Source organism: Nonomuraea mesophila (assembly GCF_004352805.1).
Lineage (GTDB): Bacteria > Actinomycetota > Actinomycetes > Streptosporangiales > Streptosporangiaceae > Nonomuraea > Nonomuraea longispora.
In genome coordinates this window covers 1-22996 of record NZ_SMLD01000094.1, presented here as the reverse complement: position 1 = coordinate 22996, position 22996 = coordinate 1, and the positions used below count along the sequence as shown (strand labels likewise).

Sequence of the window (22996 nt, the reverse complement as noted above, 5' to 3'; positions counted from 1 at the left end):
GCGCGCGGCGGATCGCCGCGACCTGGTGTGACTCCTGTCACGCCACTATGCGCTGGTCGATATCGGCCCGCCACCGCCCTTTCGCCCTGCGAAAGGCTTTCGCGTGGCCGTGACCCGGCCGTCGTGACCAGCGCGGATCGGCTCATCGGGGCGGGTCGACGCCGAGGAAGCGGTAGGCGTTGTGCCACGCGATGTCGGCCAGGACGGCCTCGGGCAGGCCGAGGGAGCGCAGCGTACGCCCGGCCGGGTCCTCGCGCTCCATGGCGGGGAAGTCGGAGCCGACGAGCAGCCGGTCGTGCCCGAGCAGGTCGATGAGATAGCGCAGGGCGCGGCGGTCGAAGACCATCGAGTCGTAGTAGAAGCGGCGGGCGTGGTCGAGCGGCGAGGGGCCCTCGTTGTGCGCGATCGCGCGTTCGGGGTCGGGCGGCTCCTCGTTCCAGGTGCCGCTCCAGAAGTACTGCGCGCGCGGGAGCATGAGCGGGAAACCGCCCGCGGCGTGGCTGAAGGAGACCCGCAGGTCCGGGCAGGCGGCGGCGGTGCCACCGGTGATCAGCGACGCGGCGGCCAGCGCGCCCTCCAGACCCACGACGTACGTGCCCATGGCGGAGCGGGGCAGTCGGTCGGTGGGGGCGGGCATGGCGTGGACGAAGATCGGCAGGTCGAGCCGTGCCGCCTCGGCGAAGAACGGCAGGAAACGTTCGTCGCCGATGGAGTCGCCCAGGACGTTGGAGGCGATCTCCACGCCGTGCAGGCCCGCCTCGCGTACCGCCTTGAGCTCGGTGGCGGCGGCGTCCGGGTCCTGCATCGGCACCATGCCGAAGCCGACGAGCCGCCGGGGGTCGGCGGCGCACAGCGTGGCGGTGAACTCGTTGACGTGCCGGGCCAGCGACAGCCCGTCGGCGGGCGGCAGGTCGTAGCGGAGCAGCGGCGGCATGGGCGTGAGCACCTCGGCGCTCACGCCGGAGGCGTCCATCGCCTCGATGCGGCGCTCGGCGTCGAAGAACACCTCGCGGGCGCGGAACCGGGTGGCGCCGAACAGCAGCAGGCGCGCGGTGTCGCCGTCGATCGGCTCCATGCGCGGGAAACATCCGGGGGCGTCGGCCGGGTAGTCGCGGGGCAGCAGGTGGGCGTGGGCGTCGACAAGCATGGCGAACCTCGCAGACCTCAGGAATTGGGGTGTACCGAGACGTGCACGGCGGTCTCGCCCGGGACGCCGCCGCCGAGGGTCTCGATGGCGAGGACGGTCTCGTCCAGCCCGAAGGAGTGGGTGTGCAGCTTCTCCAGGGGATAGCGGCGCGACTCGATGATGCCGATCGCCTCGCGGTAGGCGCGGTTGTCCACGCCGAACGCGCCGACCACGGTCAGGGCGCGGTTGATGATCAGGTCGGTGCGCAGCGGGATCTCGCGGCGGCCCTTGAGCCCGGCCAGCACCACCCGGCCGCCGTGCCGGGCCGACAGCAGCGCGTCCGTGACCGGTCCCGCGGCCATGGGAGTGAGCTCCAGCACGACGTCGGCCAGCTCGCCGCCGGTGATCTCGCGTACCCGCTCCACGGTGTCCTCGGCCCGCTCGCCGTCGACGACGATCGTGTGGTCGGCGCCGAACTCGCGGGCCAGGGCCAGCTTGTGGGCGTCCGCCTCCAGGCCGGTCACGATGATCGTGCCGGCGCCGGCGGCCCGCGCCGCGATGACCGCGGACAGGCCGCGCTGCCCGGCCCCGAGCACCAGCAAGGTGTCCCCGAGCCCCACGCCGCCCAGATGACAGGCCCAGCGCACGCCCGCGCCGAGCGGGTTGAACATCGCGGCCACCTCGGCGGGAAGGGCCGGATCGATGGGGTGCAGGATCGTGCGGGGCGACAGGTACATGTACTCGGCGAACCCGCCCCACAGCGACGGCGCCACGTCCAGCGACGCCACTCCGTGGCCCGGCCTGCGGTTGGGACACGACTGGTAGTGCCCGGTCAGGCACCGGCGGCAGGCGTGGCACGGGATGATGATCTCCACGGCCACCCGGTCGCCGGGCTTGACGCCCCACCGCTCGGCGGCCCGCTCGCCGACCTCCTCGACGATGCCCATCGGCTCGTGGCCGGGCACGAACGGCGTCGGGTTCTCCTGGTCCATCGACCCGAGGTGCCCCCTGAAGATCTCGACGTCGCTGCCGCAGATGCCGTTGGCCTCCACGCGCAGCAGTCCGTCGTCCTCGCCGATCTCCGGACGGGGGAACTCGCGCACCTCGATCGTGTTGGGGGCGATCTGCACTGCCGCGCGTACCGTGTCTGCCATCGAATGCGGGCCTCTCTCCTGGCGGGTTTCGCTGCCAGGATGTCGGCGACGGCAGGGGAATGCGACGATGATTTCGCGTCACGGAAAGCAAACATGCCCGCTGTTCACAGCCGGGCATTTGCTTTCCGCGACGCGAAAGTCAGGTGGCCCGTCATCCGGCCCGCTGGGCATAGTGAAGCACCGCTGACCATCGCTCGAAGGCATCTCCTCGACTCCGATTCATGCGCCGCGGCCGCTTCGCCACGGCTTCGTGGCGCGGGGCACCGTGAGTGCTTCCGCCGCCCATCCGAGCACCGGCACTCCCACTTCCCCGGAAGGACGATCAGTGATCAAACCCGGCTTCGTCGCGGCAGAGGACCGAGAGACCGTCACCGCGATGCTCCGCGCGCAGCTCGCCGGGCTGCCCGCGCGCTCTCCGTTCTACGCCGACCTGTTCGCCGGGCACGGAGTCGACCCGGCGGCGCTGGTCTCCCTCGACGACCTGCGCAAACTGCCCTTCACGGACAAGCAACTGCTGCGCGACTCCCAGGTCGTCTCGCCCCCGCTCGGGCGGCACGCGGGCGTGGACATGGTCGACGTGATCCGCGTCCACGCCTCCACCGGCACGACAGGCAGGCCGAGCTGGGTGGGCGTGACCAGGCGTGACTCCGAGGCGTGGACGGAAATGGTGGCCCGCGCGTTCATGACCATGGGCGCGCGGCGCGAGGACGTCGTGCTGCACGGCTCGGGGCTGACGTTGTTCGTGGGCGGGCTGCCGATCAGGGACGCGCTGGAACGCATCGGCTGCACGATGGTCCCCGTCGGCACCGGGGCGTCGGACAAGGCGGTGCAGGCGCTGGACTCCCTGGGCGTCACCGCGCTGCACGCCACCCCCTCGTACGTGCGCTACCTGGCCGAGTACGTACGCAGGCTGGGGCGCGACCCCAAGGAGTTCGGCATCACCAAGATCTTCGTGGGCGGCGAGCCCGGCGGCGGCGAGCCCGCGTTCCAGCAGCGCATGGAGGAGGAGTGGGGCGCCCGCGTCACCGAGGGCCTGGGCAACGCGGACATGGCTCCGGTGCTGTTCGCCGAACCTCCGGGCGCCGGCGGCATGCGCTTCACCGGTGGCCGCCACGTGGTGGTGGAGCTCGTCGACCCGGACTCGGGGGAGCCGATCGATCCCGAGCCGGGCGCCACGGGCGAGCTCGTCTACACCTCGGTGGACCGCGAGTGCTGCCCGCTCGTCCGGTTCCGTACGCGGGACCGGGTGCTGGTGACCGGGCTGGCCGGCGACGGCGCGCCGCTCATCCGGTGTGTGGGGCGTACCGACGACATGCTGATCGTGCTGGGGGTCAACGTGTTCCCCACGGCGATCCGCGATCTGGCGCAGACCCTGCATCCCCGGACGAACGGCGTGGTCCAGGTCGTCCTGCCCGGCCCCGGACCGCGGGTGGAGCCGCCGCTGCGGGTCGACGTGGAGCTCGGCGAGGAACCGTGCGACCAGGAGCGGCTGCGGCAGGAGATCGAGGAGCTGATCAGGGCGCGGCTGACCGTGCGGGCGACGGTCGTGCTCGTGCCGCCGGGCTCGCTGGAGCGTACGGAGATGAAGTCCCGCCTGACCCGGATCGCCGGTTGAGCGCGGGCAGCACACCAGACAGGAGCAGGCAATGTCAGACGACGACCCGATGATCGACCCCTTCGCCGACGCGGGACCCCGGTGGATGACCGGGCGCACCGCGCTGGTCACCGGGGGCGGCCAGAACACCTCCTACCCGGGTGTCGGATACGCCATCTGCCGGGTGCTGGCCAGGCACGGCGCGCGGGTGGCGGTGCTCGACAGGAACGAGGAGGCCGCCGAGCGCACGGTGAAGCTGATCGCGGAGGAGGGCGGTGAGGCGATCTCCGTGATCGCCGACGTGACCGACGACCGGGCCTGCGCGGGAGCGGTCGCCGAGGTGGCCGGCCACCTGGGCGCGCTGGACACGGTGGTCAACAACGTCGCGGCGGGCGACCGGAGCGGGCTGTTCGACACCACCCCCGAGCACTACGACCGGCTGATGGACATCAACCTCAAGTCCGCGTGGTCGATCACCCGGCACGCCGTCCCCGTGCTGCCGCGCGGCAGCTCCATCGTGAACATCTCGTCCGTAGGGGCGCGCAGGCGCGGGCCCGGCCTGATCTACTGCGTGGCCAAGGCCGCCATGGAGAACATGACCGAGGGGGCGGCGACCACGCTCGGCCCGCAGGGCATCCGCGTCAACTGCATCGCGGTCGGCGCGATCTACGGGGCGTTCGCCGCGAAGGGCTCCATGACCCAGGAGATGCGCGAACAGCGCCGCGAGGGCACCTCCTTGAAGACCGAGGGGACCTCCTGGGACATCGCCCACGCCGCGTTGTTCCTGCTGAGCGACCGTGCCCGGTGGATCTCCGGGCACATCCTCCCGGTCGAGGGCGGTCCTCCGCACCGCTACCCGGCCGAGCCGATCACCTCCGTGCCGATGGGGGCGTGATCGGCCGCGTACGGGATCGGCCCGCGTCAGGGGAGCGGGCCGGTCCCGGCGCGTTCGCGTGAGGCGGGCGCTCAGCGGCCCGCGGGACTGGAGTACTTCACCTCGCGCACCGTCCAGTGCGCGCTCTGGCGTGGCACACCGGCGTCGGTGACGGCCGAGGGCGCTCCGAGCGCGCGCGAGATGCTGCGGGAGGTCGCGGCGAGCGCGGGCACCAGGGAGTGCGGGGACGGCGAGCCGAGCGGCACGGTGATGCCGACCGCGGCGACGACGCGGTCGCGGGGGCCGCGGATGGGGACGGCGACGGCCATGGCGTCGTAGGTGAGCTGGCTCTGCACGATGGCGACGCCCGACTTGCGCACCTCGGCCAGGAAGTGCCGCAGCGCGTCGGGGTCGGTGAGCGTGTGGTCGGTGTAGCGGCGCAGCTTGGAGGCGAGCACCTCCTCCTGGAACTTCTGGGAGGAGTGGGCGAGCAGCACCAGCCCGGTGCCGGTCGCGTGCATGGGCCAGCGCCCGCCGAGCCGGCTCGGCACGCGGACGGTGTCGCGGGCGCGCAACGACTCGACGTAGATGACGTCGTGCCCTTCCGGCACGCCGAGGTGGATGTTGCCCCGGGTGGCGTGCTGCAGGTCGTGCAGGTACGGCAGCGCGATCTCCCGCAGCTGGCCGCCCTGCGGCGCCAGGGTGCCGAGCTCCAGGATGCGCAGGCCGATGCTGTACTTGCCGTCGCTGTGCCGGGACAGCGCGCCCCAGCGGCGTAGTTCGTTGAGCAGCCGATGGGTCGTGCTGAGAGTGAGGCCGGTCCTGCGGCTGATGTCGCTGAGGGACAGCGCCAGGTTCTCGGTGTCGAAGACGCCGAGAATGGAGAGCACGCGCTGGGCCGATGTCAGGCGATGGGGTTCGAGAGACTTGTCTGCCAGGACAGTCACCAATTCACCTGCCTGTCCGTATTACGTGACCTAGGTTACGTGGGCGTTAACCAGGCTACATAAACGGACAGCCTTTCGATAGTAGCCCTAATTAGGCGAAAATTCCTTCCGCTGGACGGAAAGGGGGCTTCCCTGTCGAACGGCAAACAGGGCATACGGACGAAATGCAACTAGCCCTTCCATGTCACGAAAGTCGCGATTTCATCTGAGACGCCACGGTCTACATTGCTCTGAGCAGGGCCGTAGTCGCACCCGGTCACCCCGCCGGACGTTTCCCGCGGCCCGATCACCGAGTGAGGCGAAGATGCGCGACGAAACACGCCTGGAGCAGATCCGGTCCACCCTGGCCGTCGACGGCTACCGGCTGACCGTCGAGGAGGCCGGCCCCGTCTTCGACGTGCGGATCACCGCCGGAGCCGGAAGCTGCCCCGACTGCCTGGTCCCCAAGAACATGATGGTGAGCATGCTGGCGCCGATCCTCGGCGTGGGGCCCGACGGCATCCGGCTCTCCTACCCCGGCGACGCCGCTCCGGCGAACCACATCTGATGAGGGGCCACGAGCCGAGAAGAGGTGCTTGAGGGATGTTCGACCGGATCCTTGACCCGACCGGCCTGTCGGTACGGCCCGCCAACGTGGCGGTGTCCGCGAGGAGGGTGCCGAGCCTGGCCGGCGCCCGCGTCGGATTGCTGAACAACACCAAGCGGAACGCCGCGCAGTTGCTGACCGAGCTCGGCGACCTGCTCCGTGACCGTTACGGCGCGGTGGTGACGATCCAGCGCACCAAGCCGCATGTCGCCTTCCCGGTGGACGAGCCGATGCTCAAGGAGATCGCCGCCGTCAGCGACGTGGTGATCACCGGCGTGGGCGACTGCGGGTCCTGCAGCGCGTCGGCGGCGGCCGACGGCATCGCCTTCGAACGGGCGGGCGTCCCGGCCGCGGTGATCGTCAGTGACGCGTTCGAGGTGACCGCGCGGGCGATGGCCGGCGTGCACGGCGACGAGAACTTCGAGATCCTGCTGACCCCGCACCCGGTGGCCGTGCTCGACGCGGAGCAGATCGCCGAACGCGCCACCCGGCTGGTCTCCCACGTGGCCGCCCGGGTCTGCGAGCCCGTCCGATGACCGGCGGCACCCTCGACGCCCAGGTCACCGACCCGCTGGACGGCGCGCACCGGTCCATCGAGTACATGTACGACCGGGGCTGGACCGACGGCCTGCCCGTCGTGCCGGCGACGCGCGAGCTGGTCGACGCCTTCCTCGCGACCACGGCACGGCCCGCCGACGAGGTCATCGGCCGGCTCGACCACCTCAAACGGGAGGTCTCGGTCGAGCTGGCCGCCATCAACGCGGTGATGGCGGGCTGCCGGCCCGAGTACTTCCCGGTGGTGCTGGCCGCCTGGGACGCGCTGATGGCCGAACGCTCCACCGTGGGCGGCGGCTGGCAGAGCACCAGCGGCCCCGCGCCGCTGATCGTGGTCAACGGCCCGGTACGCCGGCGGCTCGGCTTCAACGCCACCGGCGGCGTGTTCGGGCCCGGCTTCCGCGCCAACGCCACCGTGGCCAGGGCGATCGGGCTGATCGTGCGCAACGGACTGGGCGTGGTGCCGCACGTGCTGGAGCAGGCGACCCAGGGCATCCCCGGACGGTGGGCGATGTGCGTCGCCGAGAACGAGGAGGAGAGCCCGTGGGAGCCGCTCTCGGTGGACGGCGGGGTGGCCGCCGGCGTCGACGCCGTCTCCACGACCCTGCTCAGGACCAGCGAGTTCGTGGACAACCGGCACACCGACGACCCCGAGGCGCTGCTCGGCGACTTCGCCGACACGATCTCGCGTACCGGTAGCTGGATCTTCCGCCACGCCAGCGCCGGCGTGGTCTTCTGCCCGGAGCACGCGCAGATGCTGGCCGCGGCCGGGATGAGCAAGGCCGACGTGCGCGACTGGCTGATCGAGCGCTGCGGGCGGTCCGAGGCCGACCTGGCCGGAGCCGGCAAGAACCACGTGCACGGCAACGTCCGGCGCCAGGGCGACGACGGCGAGCCCGGCGCCTTCCACCGCTACTTCGCCGACGGCGCGCCCAAGAACCTGCCGATCGTCGTGGCGGGGGCCCGCAACGCCGGGATCTCCATGGTGGTCCGGGTGTTCTCCAACTGGTCCGGCATCTCGGCCAGGGTCGAACCACCCCGCGACGGCGAGGCCCCGCGCCCTTCGCGAGGTCCCGGAGGCGCGTGACAGGGCCGCGTGAAAGGGGAGGAGCTCATGTCCGACGATCCGCTGGCTGATCCGTTCGCCGGCGCCGGAGCCCGGTGGATGGCGGGCCGCGCCGCCCTGGTCACCGGGGCCGGGCAGAACGGGGCCCTGCCCGGCGTCGGCTACGCCGTCGCCCGGGTGCTCGCCGCGCACGGCGCGCGCGTCGCGGTGCTCGACCGGGACGCGGCCGCCGCCGGCCGTACCGTGAAGCTGATCGGCGAGGACGGCGGCGAGGCGGTGGCCGTGGTCGCCGACGTGACCTCCGACCGGGCGTGCGCCGAAGCGGTCGCCGAGGCGGCGGCCCGCCTCGGCGGGCTCGACGCCCTGGTGAACAACGTCGCCTCGGGCGATCCCGCGGGGTTGTTCGAGGTCACGCCTGACCGGTTCGCCGAACTGATGACGGTCAACCTCACCTCCGCCTGGCAGGTCACCCGGCACGCCGTCCCCGTGCTGCCGCGTGGCGGCTCGATCGTGAACATCTCCTCGGTGACCGTGCGGGCGGGCGGGCCCGGGATGGTGTACTCGCTGGCCAAGGCGGGGCTGGAGAACCTGACCGAGGGCGCCGCGGCCACGCTCGGGCCGCGCGGCATCCGGGTCAACGGCGTGCGGGTCGGCATGATCTGGGGGTCGTTCGCCGCCGCCAACATGCCCGAGGAGGCGCGCGCGGTGCGGCGCGAGAGCACCGCGCTCATGACCGAGGGCACCGCCTGGGACGTCGCCCACGCCGCGCTGTTCCTGCTCAGCGACCGGGCGCGGTGGATCTCCGGGCACCTCCTCGACGTCGACGGCGGGCCCGCGCGCCGGCCGCCGCCCGTCGCGGCCCCTGACGGCCGCGACCGCGACAGATGACGTAGTCCAGGTGCCGCAGATGACCCACGATCTGCGGCACCCGCACGAAATACGGTCCCTACAACTCCGCAAACCGCCGACATCCACCCCCGCTCTGAGGAGTGCCACCCATGACCCACAACGGCACGTCCAAGCCTCCATCGATCAAAGGGCTCTTCGCTGCCAGCTTCATCGGCACGTCGATCGAGTGGTACGACTACTTCATCTTCGGCACGGCCGCCGCGCTGGTGTTCCCCCGGCTGTTCTTCCCGGACGCGTCGCCCGAGGCCGCCACGCTCGCGTCGTTGTCGGCGTTCGCCGCCGGATTCCTGGTCCGGCCGCTGGGTGCCGCGGTCATCGGGCACTTCGGCGACAGGATCGGCCGCAAGTCGATGCTCGTGCTCACGCTGATCCTGACCGGTGGGTCCACTTTCCTCATCGGGACGTTGCCGACGTACGCGGCGATCGGCATCGGAGCGCCGCTGCTGCTGGTCTCGCTCCGTCTCGTCCAGAGCTTCGGCGTGTCCGGTGAGTGGGGCGGCGCGCTGCTCATCTCCACGGAGAACGCCGCACCACACCGTCGCGCGGTTTATGGGAGTTTCGCCCAGTTCGGGGTCCCGGTCGGTGTGCTGACCTCCAACCTGGCGTTCCTGGCCGTCGCCGGCATGGACGACGAGGCGTTCTTCTCCTACGGCTGGCGCATCCCGTTCCTGCTGAGCGCGGCGCTGGTCATCGTCGGCTTCGTCGTACGCCTGCGCCTGTCGGAGACGCCCGCGTTCGCCAAGGCGAAGAAAGAGCGCTCGATCAGCAAGGTGCCCTTCGCCGATCTGCTGCGACAGCACCCGCGCAACCTCATCCTGGGCGGTCTGGCCGCGATCGCGCCGCCCGCGGTGGGCTACGCCGTGACCGTGTACATGCTGACCTACGGGACCCAGGTGGCCGGCTTCGAGCGCAACACGCTGCTCACGCTGATCCTCGCGTCGACCTCGGTGTGGATCCTCGCGATCGTCGTGTCCGCGATGTTGTCCGACCGGTACGGCGCCAAGCGGCTCTACATCGCCGGCGCGATCACCGCGGTGGTGTGGCCGGTGCCGATGTTCGCGATGGTCAACACCGGCGAGGTCATGCCGGCGCTGATCGCGTTCCTGGTGGCGGCGGTGGTGCAGGGCATCATGGCCGGCGCGCAGGGCGGCCTGTTCAGCGAGATGTTCGACCTCAAGGTCCGCTACAGCGGCATTTCCATCGCCTACGCCGCGGGCGGCACGGTCGCCGGCGCCGTCACCCCGGCCTTCCCCGCTCTGTACGCCGCGTTCGGCTCGTCCACGCCGGTCGCCGTGTTCCTCACCGTGCTGGGCGCGGTGAGCCTGGTGGCCGTGAGCGGCATCCGGTACACCGCGCCGTCGCGGGATCCGGAGAAGAAGGTCGGCACCCCGGCCGTGGCACCGGAGCTCTAGCCAGGGTGCACGATCCGCCGCGCGGGTGCGAGGGGCACCGGCCCTCGCCCCGCGCGGCCGGGTCAGTCGTGGGAGGGCACGGCCATCTCTCCGAGCTCGGACCAGTCGTTCTGCGGGACCGTCGTGTTGACGATGCGCGGGGTCTCGGCGAGGTGGGGCGGCAGCGTCTGCCGGGCCTTGCGGAAATGGTCGGAGCCCACGTGCGCCGCCCCGGCCTCGTCGTCGCGGAACGCCTCGACCAGGACATATTCGGTGGGGTCGTCGAGGCTGCGTGACCAGTCGAACCACAGGCAGCCGGGCTCGGCGCGGGTCGCCTCGGTGAACTCCGCGGTGATCTCCGGCCAGCGGTCGGCGTGCTCAGGCAGGACGCGGAACTTGGCGGTAATGAAGATCATCTGAGTGCTCTCCCGGTCGGCGGCGCCACTGGTCCGAGTCTATCGGCTGCTCTATTTCAGTCATAGCAAGTAGGGAATATTGACTTTGGGAGTGCCGGATCGTACCTTCGATGGCATGAGCCAGGGCCTTCATCTGACCCGCCGCCCGCACGTGGACTTCTGCCACGTCGCCAGCGCGCAGTGTCGCTGATCACGTACCACCGCCCCACCTCTCGTCTCTCCAGAGGAACCATCGTGATCAAACGCAGAACCGCCCAGGGCGGCCGGCCGGACGCCGGAGCCGGCCTCGCGGAGCGGCCACAGGAACGAAAGGCGCGAGCACCCATGGCCGACCAGACCGAGCACACCCTCCAGTTCCCCGGCGACGTGCACTGGTACGACCTGCCGGACGACGAGGCCGAACTCGCGGCCGTCGTCGAGCTCCGCGAGCTCGGGGGGTTCGCGGAGCTCGACGAGCAGGACGGGTGGAGGGCGAGGTGACCCGCAAGCTGCACCTTAACGCCTTCCTCATGGGCGTCGGCCACCACGAGGCCGCCTGGCGCCACCCCCGCACCGAGCCGGCCCGCCTCACCGACGTCCGCCACTACCAGGAACTGGCCACGATCGCCGAGCGCGGCGGGCTCGACTCGCTCTTCCTCGCCGACGGACTGGCCCTCGGCAACGTTCGGCACAACGCGCTCGACCGCCTCGAACCTCTCACGCTGCTGTCGGCGCTGGCCTCCGTCACCACCCACATCGGCCTCATCGCCACCGTGTCGACGACGTACAACGAGCCCTTCCACGTGGCCCGCAAGTTCGCCTCGCTCGACCACATCAGCGGGGGCCGGGCCGGCTGGAACATCGTCACCTCCGCCGGTGAACCCGAGGCCCGCACCTTCGGCGTGCGACGCCCGCCGCACGCCGAGCGCTACGCCAGGGCCGACGAGTTCCTGCACGTCGTCAGGGAACTGTGGCACAGCTGGGAGGACGACGCCGTCCTGCACGACCGCACGGGCGGCCACTACGCCGACACCGGCAAGATCCATGTGATCGAGCACGTCGGCGCGCACTTCGCGGTCCGCGGCCCCCTCAACATTTCGCGCCCGCCACAGGGCCATCCGCTCCTGGTGCAGGCCGGCTCGTCGGAGGACGGCAAGGCGTTCGCCGCCCGCCACGCCGAGGCGGTCTTCACCGCGCAGCAGACGCTCCGGGAGGCGCAGCACTTCTACGCCGACCTCAAGCGGCGCCTGGCCGCCCACGGGAGGCGGCACGAGGATCTGCTGGTCCTGCCCGGGATCTCGCCGATCATCGGCTCGACCGAGCGCGAGGCGCTGCGGCTGGAGAAGGAGCTGGAGGACCTCATCATCCCGGTGTACGGGCTGGCACAACTGTCCCACATGACCGGGCTGGAGCTCACCGAGGACACCCTGGACGAGCCGCTGCCCGACGTGCCCCCCGAGAACGAGGGCGCGCAGAGCCGCCGCAGGCTCGTCGTCGACCTGGCCAGGCGCGACCGCCTCACGGTCAGGCAGCTGATCGCCCGCCTGGCCGGCGGGCGCGGCCACCGCGTCGTGGCGGGCACGCCCGAGCAGATCGCCGACGAGCTGCAGGAATGGTTCTTCGCCGGCGCGGCCGACGGGTTCAACATCATGCCGCCGCTCCTGCCCAGCGGCCTGTCCGACTTCGTCGACCACGTGGTGCCGGAGCTGCGCGTCAGGGGCCTGTTCCGTCACGAGTACGAAGGCCGTACGCTGCGCGAGAACTACGGCCTGGCCAGGCCGCCGTCCCCGCACGCGCGCCGCGAGGCGGCGGTGGCCCCATGAGCGTCGTCGCGTTGTCGGGCAACCCGCGGGCGGGCTCCAGGACCCTCGCCGTGGCCACGGAGGTCGCCGGGGCGATCTCCCGGCGGCTCGGCGGTGACGGGCGCGACGAGGTGGTCGACCTGTCCGCGCTCGGCCCCCACCTGCTCGCCCCCGGCTCGCACGCCGGTGCACCTGCGGCCGCTGCTCGTGGAGCTGGGCGCGGCCGTGCCCAGCCCCGGGCTGGTGGTGCTCGAATCGCAGATCCCGGCGCTGGACGAGGTGCTGGCGCCGTGGGCCGACCGGGTCGCGCCCCAGGTCGCCGGGGCACTCAAGGAAGGGACGCTCCCAACCTGAACCGCACCCTGGAGCACCCGGCCGCCCCGCCTCCGACCGGGGCGGCCGGTCCCTTCCGCGCTTCCACCTGGGCTAGGGCGGTCCGGCCCGTCGAGGTCACCGACCGTTTCCGCGGTGCGCGCGGGGCCTAGGCTCGGAGCATGAAGTTCCTGTTGCTCGTCTGCGGAGATCAGCAGGCCCACGAGGCGATGCTGGCCGATCCCGACTTCCTGCCCGACTGCAAGGCGTGGGCCGAGGCGCAGGGCGGCCGGCTGGTGCAGACCGGCGGTCTGGAGGCGCCGGCGCAGGCCACGACGGTCCGGGCGCGTGACGGCGAGGTCCTGCTCACCGACGGCCCGTTCGTCGAGGCGAAGGAGGTCGTGGCCGGGTTCAGCCTGATCGAGTGCGCCACCAGGGAGCAGGCGCTCGAAGCCGCCACGACCCATCCCGTCGCGCGGCACGGCACGATCGAGGTGCGAGCGCTGCTGCCGTGAACGTCCGGGAGACGGTCGACGGGCTGTTCCGGGAGGAATGGGGGCAGATCGTTGCGACGCTCATCCGGATGACCGGTGACTGGGACCTGGCGGAGGAGTGCGCCCAGGACGCCTTCGCCCAGGCGCTGCAGCGCTGGCCCGCCGACGGTGTGCCGCCGGGACCCGGCGCCTGGCTCACCACCACCGCCCGCAACCGGGCGGTCGACCGGCTCCGCAGGGCCGCCGTGGGCGCGGCCAAGCTGCGCGAGCTGGCGGCTGCCGGGCCCGCGCGGCCGGGGGACGGCGACGGCGGCTTCGGCGACGACCGGCTGCGGCTCCTCTTCACCAGCTGCCATCCCGCGCTGCCGTTCGAGTCGCGGGTGGCGCTGACGCTGCGCACCCTGGCCGGGCTGAGCACCGCCGAGATTGCCCGCGCTTTCCTCGTTCCCGAGGCCACGATGTCCAAGCGGCTCACGCGGGCCAAGGCCAGAATCCGCGACTCGGGCATCCCCTTCCGGGTGCCGGACGCCGCGGAGCTGCCCGGCCGGCTCGCCACGGTGCTGGGCGTGCTCTACCTGCTGTTCAACGAGGGGTACGCGGCCGCCGCCGGCGACGACCTGATCCGGCGGAGCCTGTCCGACGAGGCGATCAGGCTGGGGCGCACACTGGTCTCGTTGCTGCCCGGCGAGCCGGAGGCGGCCGGCCTCCTGGCGTTGATGGTGCTGCACGACGCCCGCCGCCCGGCCCGGCTCGACGCGAATGAGCTCGTGCCGCTGGAGGAGCAGGACCGTTCCCTGTGGGAGCACGAGCGGATCGGCGAGGCGGTCACCATGCTGGAGGAGGCGCTGCGGCAGGGCCGGGCGGGCCCGTACCAGGTCCAGGCGGCGATCGCCGCCTGCCACGCGACCGCCGGCTCCTTCGAGCGCACGCCGTGGGACGAGATCGCGGCGCTCTACGGCCGGCTGGAGGCGCTCGTGCCGTCCCCGGTCGTCCGGCTGAACCGGGCGGTGGCCGTGGGGATGGGCGAGCCGGCGCGCGGGCTGGCCCTCGTCGAGGCGCTCGCGCCCGAGCTGAGCGGCTACCACCTGCTGCCCGCCACCAGAGCCGACCTGCTGCGCCGCCTGGGACGCCGCGCCGAGGCGGCCGACGCCTACCGCGAGGCCCTGCCGCTGGCCCCGACCGAGCCGGAACGCCGCTATCTCGCCCGCCGTCTCGCCGAGATTTCTCCCGGAGAGGTGTCCGCCGGGGCGCCCGCCGTTCGTGGGAAGGGCGAAACGGACCACGGGAAAGGGTGATGACCATGATCTCGACACGTTCCGCCGACGGAACCGAGATCGTTCTCGACCGGCTGGGCTCGGGCAGCCCGGTCGTCCTGGTGAGCGGCGCCTCCTGCGCGAGAGGCGTGCACGCGCCGCTGGCCGAGTTGCTGGCGGACGGGCACACGGTCGTCAACTACGACCGGCGGGGGCGCGGCGACAGCGGCGACACCCCGCCGTACGACGTGCGGCGCGAGATCGAGGACCTCGCCGCGGTGATCGTCGTGTCGGGCGGCTCGGCGGCGGTGTTCGGCAACTCGTCCGGCGCGGTGCTGGCGCTGCGCGCGGCGGCCGAGGGGGTGCCGATCACCCGGCTCGCCCTGTGGGAGCCGCCGTTCCAGCTCGACCCCGGTGCGCCGGAGCGGGCCCGCGCGTACGCCGCCGAGCTGGCCGGCTGCCTGGCCGAAGGCCGCCGCGGTGACGCCATGGCCCTCTTCATGAGCTCCGTGGGACTGCCGCCGGGCGTGATCGCCCAGATGCGGCAGGCGCCCATGTGGGCGTCGATGGAGGCGATCGCGCCGACCCTCGCCCACGACGCCGCGATCATGGGTGACGGCCGCCCGCCGGCCGGGCTCTCCGACGTCAAGGCGCCCACGCTGATCATGACCGGGTCCAGGACGGGCTCGTGGAGCCTTGCCGCGGCAGAGGCGTTGACGGACCTCCTGCCGTTCCCGCGGCACACGGTGCTCCAGGGGCAGGACCACAACGTCTCGTGGGAGGCGCTGGTCCCGCACCTGCGCTCGTTCCTGTCCTGACACGGCCGAGGCCCGGCGGGTGTCCGCCGGGCCTCGGGGACGGAGGTCTAGAAGATGCGGTACTTGCGGCCGCAGTTGTCGAACTTGCCCGCCCAGCAGGTGAACGTGTAGGCCTTCTTGATGCCCCGCCCGCTCCAGCTGCCGACGACCTTGCCGTCCCAGGCCTTGTTGAACTTCTTCCAGTGGCCGTTCTGGTAGACCTCGAACCAGACCCAGGCCTTCTTGCCGCCGCGCTTGTCGACGCCGTACCACTTCGTGTGGACCTTGCCGTGCTTCTTCCAGGTCTTCCCGAACGTGTACGCCTTGTGGTCGCTGGAGAAGAACTTGCCCCAGCTGCCGCCGTAGGAGGCGGTAGCGGTGGTCGACGCGGTGGACTGCGTGGCCGCCTGGGCGGCGGGGGTGAGAGCGATGCCGGTGACGGCCATCGAGCCGGCCAGGGCCGCGATCGCAAGGGTCTTACGCATTGGGTTCCTCCCCGTGTCGGTGTGCCGGTCGTTCCCGGCACACCAGGGACATTACGGAGACTTGCCGCGATCATCTGTGGACAAATCCACACACAGCGCGTATGTGGAGAAGTCCACATATCGAGCACCTTGCGCATGCCGCCCCCGGAGGGGCGGAACATGGCGACAGGCCGGCCTTCCGGCTGGTCAGCGCTTGACGGTCGTCCGGCCCGTCGGGAAGGGCACGAACGGCTTCTGCTCCGCCTTCGCGGTCGCGCCGCCCTTCCCGCACAACGCCAGGACCAGATGGTTGCCCATCGCGTTGTCGATCTCGCTCGGCTCCAGCTGGCCGTCGTCGCCGATGCGCTGGTACTTCATCAGGTTCATCCCGAACGAGATCTGGCGCTTGCCGTCGGGGCTGGACAGCGACTGCGCACCCATGCCGAAGACGGCTCCGTCGTGCCCCCAGAACCGGCCACACTGCAGGTCGGCGGCGTAGAGGCCGAGGCCGTAGTGCAGGTATCCGCCGCCCACGTTCACGGGCACCGTCGTCTGCATCTCGGCCAGCTGCTTCGCGCCGATCAGCCGTCCGCGCAGCAGCTCCCGGTAGAACCGGTTGAGGTCGTCCATCGTGGACACGACGTCGCCGGCCGTGCGCACGTACGACATGTCGTAGACGCTGTAGTCGCGCGGCGGGTCGATCAGCCCGTACCACGACTCGTACGCCTTCGAGTGGGACCCGGGGATGCGGGGCGTGCGCGGGTAGGACGTGTGCCGCAGGCCAGCCTTGCGGATCACGTTGCGGGTGATGTGGCGCTCGGCGTTCTCGCCGGTGACCTTCTCCAGGAGCAGGCCGATGATCACGTAGTTGGTGTTGGAGTAGGAGCCGGGTGTCGCGCCGGGCTCGCCCGTCGGGGTTCCCTCCAGGCCCATCTTCACCAGCTCCGCCGGCTTGATCTTACGGAACCGGTGCTCGTCCAGGCTGCTGGTCCTGCCCTCCAGCAGCGAGGGGAACGCCGGAGCGATGTAGTCGGCGATGTGGCTGGTGTGGTTGAGCAACATCCGTACGGTGATCTTCTTGCCGCGCTCGCCCGGAACGAGGTCGGGCAGGTAGCGGCCGATGGGGGCGTCCAGCTCGATGGTGCCGCGCGCCACCTGCTGCAGCACGGCCACGGACGCGAACGTCTTGGAGATGCTGCCGACCCGGTGCGTCATCCTCGGGTGCATCGGCCGCTTGGTCGTCACGTCGGCGACACCGGTGGAGCCCTGCCACGTACGGTTCCCGTCGCGGACCGTCGAGAGCATGCCGTACATCCCCGCCTTGTGTGCGGCGTCCAGCGTCTGCTGCAGCGCCTGCCGGTCGAGCACCACGGGATCCTGAGCGGCCGCGGCGGTGCCCGGGGCCATCAGGGTCGCCGTGGTGAGCAGCGCGGCTGCGGCGGCCAGCCGCCTGGTGTGTCGCATGCGAGGGGAGATCATGGCCAATATCTTGATGTATCCGGGCAGGTGGTCGGCAGTCAGCGGAGTCACCGCCTCGATATGACACACGTCATCCCGACGCCATGACATCGGCCCTGACTCTCCCTCCACGGGACGCGGGGTGGTTGACGGCAGGCGCGGAGACGGGGGAGCGGGGATGATCGCGGTATGGGCTACGACGAGCTGATCCGGGAGGCGCTGGCCACGCCGTTCGAGGGCTGGGACTTCGCCGTGTTCGACGGGCGTATGACGGCGACAGGCGACCTGCCGTGGGACTACGAGGGCATGGTGCGCGAGCGGCTGCCCGGCACGGCTTCGCTGCTCGACCTCGGCACGGGAGGCGGCGAACTGCTGGCGTCGCTGGCCCCGCTGCCGCCGCGCACGGTGGCGACCGAAGGGCACCCGCCGAACGTGCCGGTCGCCCGCCGCCGCCTGGAGCCGCTGGGCGTCGAGGTGGTGGCGGCCGGCGGGGACGGGGCGCTACCGCTCCCCCCCGGGGCGTTCCAGCTGATCGTCAACCGGCACGAGGCGTACGATCCGCACGAGGTCCGCCGCCTGCTGGCTCCGGGAGGCACGTTCGTCACTCAGCAGGTCGGGGGGCGCGACCTGGAGGAGATCAATGCGGCGCTGGGCGGGCCCCCGCACGAGGACGCGCACTGGAACCTGGACATGGCGGTCGCCGGGCTGACCGGCGCGGGCCTCGATGTCACCTGGCGGCGGGAGGCCGGCTACCCGGTCACGATCGGCGACGTGGGCGCGCTCGTGTTGTACCTGCGGATCATCCCGTGGCAGGTGCCCGGCTTCGATGTGCACGACCACGGCGACAGGCTGCGCGCCCTGCACGAGGAGATGGAGCGCGGCCGCCCGCTGGGGGCGACCGCCCACCGCTTCGCCCTGGTCGCCCGCCGCCCGGGCTGACCGCCGGATCGGGAGGGGGTCAGTAGGTCCAGGCCTGGCGCAGTTCGGCCTGCCAGCCGTCGTTCGGGAAGTAGTTGTGGATGATGAACGCCGGCCCCATGCCCTTGGCGAAGATGTTGTCCCGCTTGTGCCGCAGTTCCAGAGGCCCGCCGACGTCGCCGTTGCCCCGGTTGTTGTCCTTCCAGATCTCGAACTGCTTGATGCAGGTCCGGCCCTTGAAGTACTTGTTGGCGCAGGTGGGCCCGGACGGCGGGAACCACACCTGCTTGTGGTAGAAGTCCACGTCGGTGCCACCGGGGATGAGGATCTTCCCCCAGGCCTCGAGACAGTACGCCTCCGGCTGGATGGTCCACTTCACGTAGTGCTGCTTGCCGTCGAGCGACAGCAGCGGCTTCATGTTCTTGCAGTTGACGTCGCCGATCTGCTCCTTGGTGACGCGCTGCTTGAGCATGCCTTCGTTGTTGCCGTAGCCGTCGAGCTTCACCCAGTCGCCGACGCGCTGGAACTTTTCGTAGTTGGCCGGCGGCCACTTGGCCGGGTCGCCCCACCGGATGTGCGAGACGTTGCCGCCCTTCGGCTCCCATGCCCACTGGTTGCGCCACGAGCCCGACCAGAACTGGCCGGCGCTCTTGTCGAACATGCGGGAGAAATCGCCGTACGTGCCCAGACCGGCGGCGTTGGCGGGCGCGGCGCCGGCGACGAACACCATGGTCAGCGCCGCCACGGCCATCGCGGACTTCCTGATAGCGGAGAACATTCGCCCGAGGTTAACGGTCGTTCCTGACAGGAGGTCCCACTTCAACAAACGGCTAACTGTCAAAGCGGAGCGGCGGCGCCGTGCGCCTACGGTTCTGGAGGCCGTTCGCCGGTGGGGATCTCGGGGATGTCGAGCCGCCATCCGGGTTCGATGTGGTCGGGGGTGATGCCGTCGATGTCGTCGTTCGCCTCGTAGACGGTCTGCGCGTGGCCCGGGTCGCCGTACTCGTCCACGGCGATGTGGCCCAGCGTGTCGCCGGGCGCCACGACGCGCTCCCCGCCGCCCAGCGTGGGCGGCGGCTCGGGCACGGTCTGCTCCGGCGGCTCGGGGACGGTCTGCTCCGGCGGCGGCTCGGGAGCACTGGACGTCCAGTCGTCGTGCTCGGGGACGGACAGGTCCGGCGTGTCGACCTGGCCGCGCGGCACGAGGCCGTAGGAGATCGTTCCGGGCAGGAGACCCAGCAGGCGGCCCTTCACGAACGGCGAGCCGTCGAGGAAGGTGCTGACCGGCTTGGAGCCGAAGTTCACCAGCCCCTGCGCGGGCGCCTGCGTGACCTTGGGCCAGGTGCTGATCTTGTTCAGCGCCTGCTGAGGGTTCCACACCTGGAACTCCCGCACCCTGGCCGACAGGCTGTTCCTCGGCGCCCAGACGGTCGTGGGGTCGCTCACGCCCCTCCCCACCACCGGCACGTACCCGTGCTTGGCCGGGTCCATCCAGGAGAAGAGGTGGCGCGGGGTGAAGCGCGCGTTCATCGGCGTCAGCGGCTTTGACGGGTCCGCCGCCGACAGCTTCAGATCCCACTTGTCCGCCTTGTGGAAGGCGTGGTGCCGCAGCCCGGTCTTGTCACGCAGGAGACGTGCGTAGCCGCCGCCGAAGATCGCACTGACGGCGCCGACGGTCAGGCCGTCCTTCAGCGCCGCCCCCAGCGGCTTGCCGTCGTACAGCAGGCTGAGGCCGGTGCTGGCGCCCGCGTTGAGCGCCCCTTCGAGCCCGACGGCGAACGCCATCGGATGGTTCTGCGCGAGCCGCGCCACGGGGGCCAGGCCCTTCACGAAGCCGACCCCTCCGCCGAGGACCGACAGGCCCGCGAGGGTCCCGGCCATCTTGACGTTCACCGCCCACGGGTCCTCCCTTCCTCTGAGGGTGTTGGCCAGGCCGGAGTTGACGTAGTTGGTGCCCGCCACGAGCGCGGAGTTCTTCACGTACGCCGACAGCGCCGCGCGCCCCGCCTCCTTGGCGCCCAGGAGCCGCGCGCCCGAGCGGAACGCCAGTTTCTCGGCGACGCGCAGGAGCATGGCGCCGAGCTTGGCGTGGCGGCCGGACAGCAGGAGCGCCACCCTCCCGAGGGCCTGCCGCGCCGCCAGCCTGTTGATGGCCTTCGCGCCCATGCTCAGCGCCGCGCCGGCCCCGGCGGCCACGCCGAGACTGGCCAGGAGCAGGGTGACGTACTTCTTGGTCTCCTGCGTGGCCTTGATCGCGTTGTCCACGATCGCGGCCGCCTCGTCGCTCCTCGCGGCCAGGGCCGCGAGGCTCGGCGTCTCCGCGTTCCCGTCGGGCGGGTTCACGCGGGTGCGCCAGGTCTCGCGGAAGGCGTCGGCGGCGTCGCCGCTCCAGCCCGCCCGCTGGACGTGCGCCTCGATCGCGGAGATGTGCGTGTCGTGGACGCTTCTGAGGTTCTGCGCGGTGGCCAGGCAGCTCTCGCGCATCTGGGCGAGCCGCTCCTCGTACGCGCCGCCCATCCCGAGCATGTCCAGGGTGGCGTTCCAGATGATCGACACCGTGCCGGGCGACGGCGGCTCCACGGCCCTGGACGCCGGCGGCGCCCCGGATCGCCCGCTGTCGGCCGCGTCGTAGGCGACCGCGCCCGCCCGCAGCCCCTCCTCGAGCTGCCGCATGATCGTCTCGCGCTGCCACAGGGCCGACGACAGGCCGTTGAAGAACGCCTCGTAGCCCTTGGCGAACTCGGCGGCGCCCTCCTCGATGAGGTCGTACGTGTCCACGTCAGGGGCGGCACCGGCCTGGAAGTCGCGCAGGATCCCGGACAGCGCGGCGGCCGTGTCGGCGCACGCCTTGCCTGCCTTGTGGAGCTCCTCGAGACCGCCGGGGCCGATGGACACGAACCCTTGACTCACATGAACACCTCTCCCCGGAGGACCTGAGACGCGCGGCGTCCTGACATCTGGAGCAGGTGTGCGCACGCCGCTCGGATGCGGCGTTTTTACTGCCGGCCACTCGGGGGAAATGTGCCATTGGTGTGGAGGTAAACGCAACGAATTCTTACACCCTTCAACTTTTTCCGAAGTGGAGTCCGCCCGCCGTACTCTCCCCGCAAAGAGCCGGGAGGTACGTTGAACGACTTCGACCCCGAGGACCTGGAACGCATCACCGCGCGGGCGGAGGAGATGCTCGCCCGAGTCGAAGAGCTGAGGAGCGAGATCGACGTGGCGGTCGGCCACGGCGTGGCGGCGGACGGCCAGGTGCGCGTGACGGTCGGCCCCTCGGGCCGCCTGACGGAGGTCGAGCTCGCGCCGCGCGCCATGCGCATGGACAGCCGGCGGCTGGCCGAGGCCATGTTGCGGGCCGCGCAGGAGGCCCAGGACGACGTGGCGCGGAAGGTGGAGGCGGTCATGGCGGGCGGGCTCGGCGGTGACCTGCCCGACGACCACTTCAGCGATCTGCTGGAGTCGTACGAGGCGTCGATGGAGGAACAACTGCGCGCCCTGGGGGATGGGCAGCGCGACACCCGCTGAGCGACATTTCCAGGTTGTTTGAAGGGACGGAGCCCGGCGTGACCCCGCCCCTAATGTGTCCGCGGACACGTATGTGCGGACTCTCGCGGGATGTGAACAAGTGGCCTTGAGGTGGCGTAGCGCTGCAGGGCGGCGCGCGGCGGGAGTCGTCGCGTCCGCGATCGTCGCCGTGCTGGTGGGTGCCGGCCTGTTCCTGGGCACGGGAGTGTCGAGCGCCCGGCCGGAGCTCTCCGACGTGGGGGCCTGGCTGGCCAGCGCGCTCAACGGCGAGGTCGTGCACGCCAACGGCCTGTCCGGGCAGGTGGACGGCCGGGTCGACCTCGCCTCCGCCGAGGGCGACGCGCTCAAGGTGGTGCAGGACGGTTCCAACGTGCTCGTCGTCGACGAGAGCACGGGCAAGGTCAGCCGCATCGACGCCACCCAGCTGGAGGTCGCCCAGACCGGCAAGCTGAGCGCCGCAGGGACCGAGGTCGTGATGGCCGCCGGCAAGGCGTACGCCGTCGACCCGCGCGGCGGCACCGTCCAGCAGCTCGACCCGCTCACCGTGGCCGCCGTCGGCACTCCCGTCACGTTGAAGCCGCCGCTCGGGCAGGCGGGCATCGACAAGAACGGCACGCTCTGGGTGCCCGTCCCCGAGGAGGGCACGCTCGTCCAGGTCAACGGCGCGCAGAAGGGCAAGGCCGTGACGGTCGGCGAGCCGGGCGACCCGCTCACGCTGACGATCGCGAACGGCGTGCCGCTGGTCACCAACTCCGCCGCCGCCTCCGCCATGGTGATCGGCTCCACCGGCACCCGGCTCCAGGTGAGCCTGCCCAGCACCGTCACCGACGCGGGCACCGGCGGCCTGCTGGTGCCCGCCGTGGCCGAGAGCGACATCGTGCCCGTCCTCGCGCCCGCGCAGGGCGCGCTCGTCCTGGTGAACACCTCCAGCGGCGCCCTCACGACCGTCGCGGTGAAGGGCGGCAAGCTCGGCCCACCGCAGGCGCTCGGCCGGCGCATCTACATCCCGGACGAGAGCACGGGCCGGCTCATCGTGTACGACACCGTGGCCAGGAAGTTCGAGCCTGAGAAGGTCGTCACGGGCAAGGCCGGCCCGCTGGAGGTGTTCGTCAAGGACGGGCTGCTCTGGGTGAACGACCAGTTCAGCGAGACCGCCCTGGTCATCGAGAAGGACGGCAGCGGCCGCCGGGTCGGCAAGTACGACGAGGCGCTCGGCCAGAAGGACACGCCCACGCCGCTGCCGATCCCCACCTACACGCCCACGAAGGCACAGCCGACCAGGCGGGCCGAGCAGCCCACGGGCACGCCGACGTCCGTCCCGACCACGTCGGGGACCGCGCAGGCGACCGTGACCGTCACCGCCACCCCGACCC

General features: G+C 71.5%; 24 protein-coding genes. 16 read left to right on the top strand and 8 right to left on the bottom strand.

Annotated features, from left to right (window positions below; all coding sequences use genetic code 11):
• Window positions 1-142: 142 nt before the first annotated feature.
• Both E1295_RS29490 and E1295_RS29485 read right to left on the bottom strand, forming a co-directional pair.
• Entirely contained in the window at window positions 143-1147 is a 1005-nt protein-coding gene (locus E1295_RS29490; RefSeq protein WP_132634851.1) for an amidohydrolase family protein, read from the bottom strand.
• A 17-nt stretch (window positions 1148-1164) separates the two neighbouring features.
• Entirely contained in the window at window positions 1165-2280 is a 1116-nt protein-coding gene (locus E1295_RS29485; protein ID WP_132634849.1) for a zinc-dependent alcohol dehydrogenase, read from the bottom strand.
• Window positions 2281-2605: 325 nt separating this feature from the next.
• Between E1295_RS29485 and E1295_RS29480 the strand changes: the two genes are divergently transcribed.
• Both E1295_RS29480 and E1295_RS29475 read left to right on the top strand, forming a co-directional pair.
• Window positions 2606-3895, top strand: a complete 1290-nt coding sequence (locus E1295_RS29480; protein WP_132634847.1) for a phenylacetate--CoA ligase family protein — start codon at window positions 2606-2608, stop codon at window positions 3893-3895.
• Between the two features lie 31 nt (window positions 3896-3926).
• Entirely contained in the window at window positions 3927-4769 is an 843-nt protein-coding gene (locus tag E1295_RS29475; protein WP_220448951.1) for an SDR family NAD(P)-dependent oxidoreductase, read from the top strand.
• 71 nt (window positions 4770-4840) lie between these two features.
• On the opposite strand, the gene E1295_RS29470 is transcribed toward E1295_RS29475, so the two are convergent.
• A complete protein-coding gene (locus E1295_RS29470; protein WP_220448950.1) occupies window positions 4841-5695 on the bottom strand; it encodes an IclR family transcriptional regulator in 855 nt (284 codons plus the stop codon).
• Between the two features lie 304 nt (window positions 5696-5999).
• Here E1295_RS29470 and E1295_RS29465 point away from each other — a divergent pair, with 304 nt between their 5' ends.
• From E1295_RS29465 to E1295_RS29445, 5 genes are all read left to right on the top strand, one after another.
• Window positions 6000-6242 (top strand): hypothetical protein, encoded by a 243-nt coding sequence (locus tag E1295_RS29465; RefSeq protein ID WP_132634845.1) that lies wholly within the window; start codon window positions 6000-6002, stop codon window positions 6240-6242.
• A gap of 35 nt (window positions 6243-6277) precedes the next feature.
• Window positions 6278-6817 (top strand): UGSC family (seleno)protein, encoded by a 540-nt coding sequence (locus tag E1295_RS29460; protein WP_132634843.1) that lies wholly within the window; start codon window positions 6278-6280, stop codon window positions 6815-6817.
• Window positions 6814-7923 carry a hypothetical protein gene (locus tag E1295_RS29455; protein ID WP_132634841.1) on the top strand — a complete coding sequence of 370 codons (1110 nt, stop codon included), beginning with the start codon at window positions 6814-6816 and terminating at the stop codon, window positions 7921-7923. Before E1295_RS29460 ends, E1295_RS29455 begins: the two co-directional genes overlap by 4 nt.
• A 27-nt stretch (window positions 7924-7950) precedes the next feature.
• Entirely contained in the window at window positions 7951-8790 is an 840-nt protein-coding gene (locus E1295_RS29450; RefSeq protein ID WP_220448949.1) for an SDR family NAD(P)-dependent oxidoreductase, read from the top strand.
• Between the two features lie 110 nt (window positions 8791-8900).
• The gene (locus E1295_RS29445) at window positions 8901-10223 is read left to right on the top strand and encodes an MFS transporter (RefSeq protein ID WP_132634839.1); all 1323 of its coding nucleotides are present in this window, start codon (window positions 8901-8903) and stop codon (window positions 10221-10223) included.
• Between the two features lie 62 nt (window positions 10224-10285).
• Here the strand turns inward: E1295_RS29445 and E1295_RS29440 are convergent, their stop codons facing one another.
• Window positions 10286-10618 carry a putative quinol monooxygenase gene (locus tag E1295_RS29440; protein WP_132634837.1) on the bottom strand — a complete coding sequence of 111 codons (333 nt, stop codon included), beginning with the start codon at window positions 10616-10618 and terminating at the stop codon, window positions 10286-10288.
• 234 nt (window positions 10619-10852) lie between these two features.
• Between E1295_RS29440 and E1295_RS49050 the strand changes: the two genes are divergently transcribed.
• The 6 genes from E1295_RS49050 to E1295_RS29410 all read left to right on the top strand — a co-directional run bounded on the left by E1295_RS49050 (window position 10853) and on the right by E1295_RS29410 (window position 15276).
• Window positions 10853-11098, top strand: coding sequence for a hypothetical protein (locus E1295_RS49050; protein WP_166427460.1), 246 nt, complete (start codon window positions 10853-10855; stop codon window positions 11096-11098).
• Window positions 11095-12420 (top strand): LLM class flavin-dependent oxidoreductase, encoded by a 1326-nt coding sequence (locus E1295_RS29430; protein ID WP_220448948.1) that lies wholly within the window; start codon window positions 11095-11097, stop codon window positions 12418-12420. Before E1295_RS49050 ends, E1295_RS29430 begins: the two co-directional genes overlap by 4 nt.
• 165 nt (window positions 12421-12585) lie before the next feature.
• A complete protein-coding gene (locus E1295_RS52245) occupies window positions 12586-12753 on the top strand; it encodes a hypothetical protein (protein WP_342775918.1) in 168 nt (55 codons plus the stop codon).
• A gap of 140 nt (window positions 12754-12893) precedes the next feature.
• Window positions 12894-13226, top strand: coding sequence for a YciI family protein (locus E1295_RS29420; protein ID WP_132634833.1), 333 nt, complete (start codon window positions 12894-12896; stop codon window positions 13224-13226).
• Window positions 13223-14500: an RNA polymerase sigma factor gene (locus E1295_RS29415; protein WP_132634831.1), complete on the top strand. Its 1278-nt coding sequence runs from the start codon at window positions 13223-13225 to the stop codon at window positions 14498-14500. Before E1295_RS29420 ends, E1295_RS29415 begins: the two co-directional genes overlap by 4 nt.
• Before the next feature lie 5 nt (window positions 14501-14505).
• Window positions 14506-15276 (top strand): alpha/beta fold hydrolase, encoded by a 771-nt coding sequence (locus E1295_RS29410; RefSeq protein ID WP_132634829.1) that lies wholly within the window; start codon window positions 14506-14508, stop codon window positions 15274-15276.
• Between the two features lie 47 nt (window positions 15277-15323).
• Here the strand turns inward: E1295_RS29410 and E1295_RS29405 are convergent, their stop codons facing one another.
• Both E1295_RS29405 and E1295_RS29400 read right to left on the bottom strand, forming a co-directional pair.
• Entirely contained in the window at window positions 15324-15740 is a 417-nt protein-coding gene (locus tag E1295_RS29405; RefSeq protein WP_132634827.1) for a hypothetical protein, read from the bottom strand.
• 186 nt (window positions 15741-15926) lie between these two features.
• A complete protein-coding gene (locus E1295_RS29400; protein ID WP_246080487.1) occupies window positions 15927-17249 on the bottom strand; it encodes a serine hydrolase domain-containing protein in 1323 nt (440 codons plus the stop codon).
• A 117-nt stretch (window positions 17250-17366) separates the two neighbouring features.
• Between E1295_RS29400 and E1295_RS29395 the strand changes: the two genes are divergently transcribed.
• Window positions 17367-18116 (top strand): class I SAM-dependent methyltransferase, encoded by a 750-nt coding sequence (locus E1295_RS29395; protein WP_132634825.1) that lies wholly within the window; start codon window positions 17367-17369, stop codon window positions 18114-18116.
• A 19-nt stretch (window positions 18117-18135) separates the two neighbouring features.
• Here E1295_RS29395 and E1295_RS29390 read toward each other — a convergent pair whose 3' ends face one another.
• Both E1295_RS29390 and E1295_RS29385 read right to left on the bottom strand, forming a co-directional pair.
• The gene (locus E1295_RS29390) at window positions 18136-18873 is read right to left on the bottom strand and encodes a hypothetical protein (RefSeq protein WP_132634823.1); all 738 of its coding nucleotides are present in this window, start codon (window positions 18871-18873) and stop codon (window positions 18136-18138) included.
• A gap of 86 nt (window positions 18874-18959) precedes the next feature.
• Complete coding sequence (locus E1295_RS29385) at window positions 18960-21005, bottom strand: LysM peptidoglycan-binding domain-containing protein (RefSeq protein ID WP_132634821.1); 2046 nt, start codon at window positions 21003-21005, stop codon at window positions 18960-18962.
• Window positions 21006-21221: 216 nt separating this feature from the next.
• Here E1295_RS29385 and E1295_RS29380 point away from each other — a divergent pair, with 216 nt between their 5' ends.
• Both E1295_RS29380 and E1295_RS29375 read left to right on the top strand, forming a co-directional pair.
• Window positions 21222-21623, top strand: a complete 402-nt coding sequence (locus E1295_RS29380; protein ID WP_132634819.1) for a YbaB/EbfC family nucleoid-associated protein — start codon at window positions 21222-21224, stop codon at window positions 21621-21623.
• Window positions 21624-21729: 106 nt separating this feature from the next.
• Window positions 21730-22996, top strand: a 1267-nt coding sequence (locus E1295_RS29375) for an NHL repeat-containing protein (protein WP_220448946.1), incomplete at its 3' end; no start/stop codon positions are given.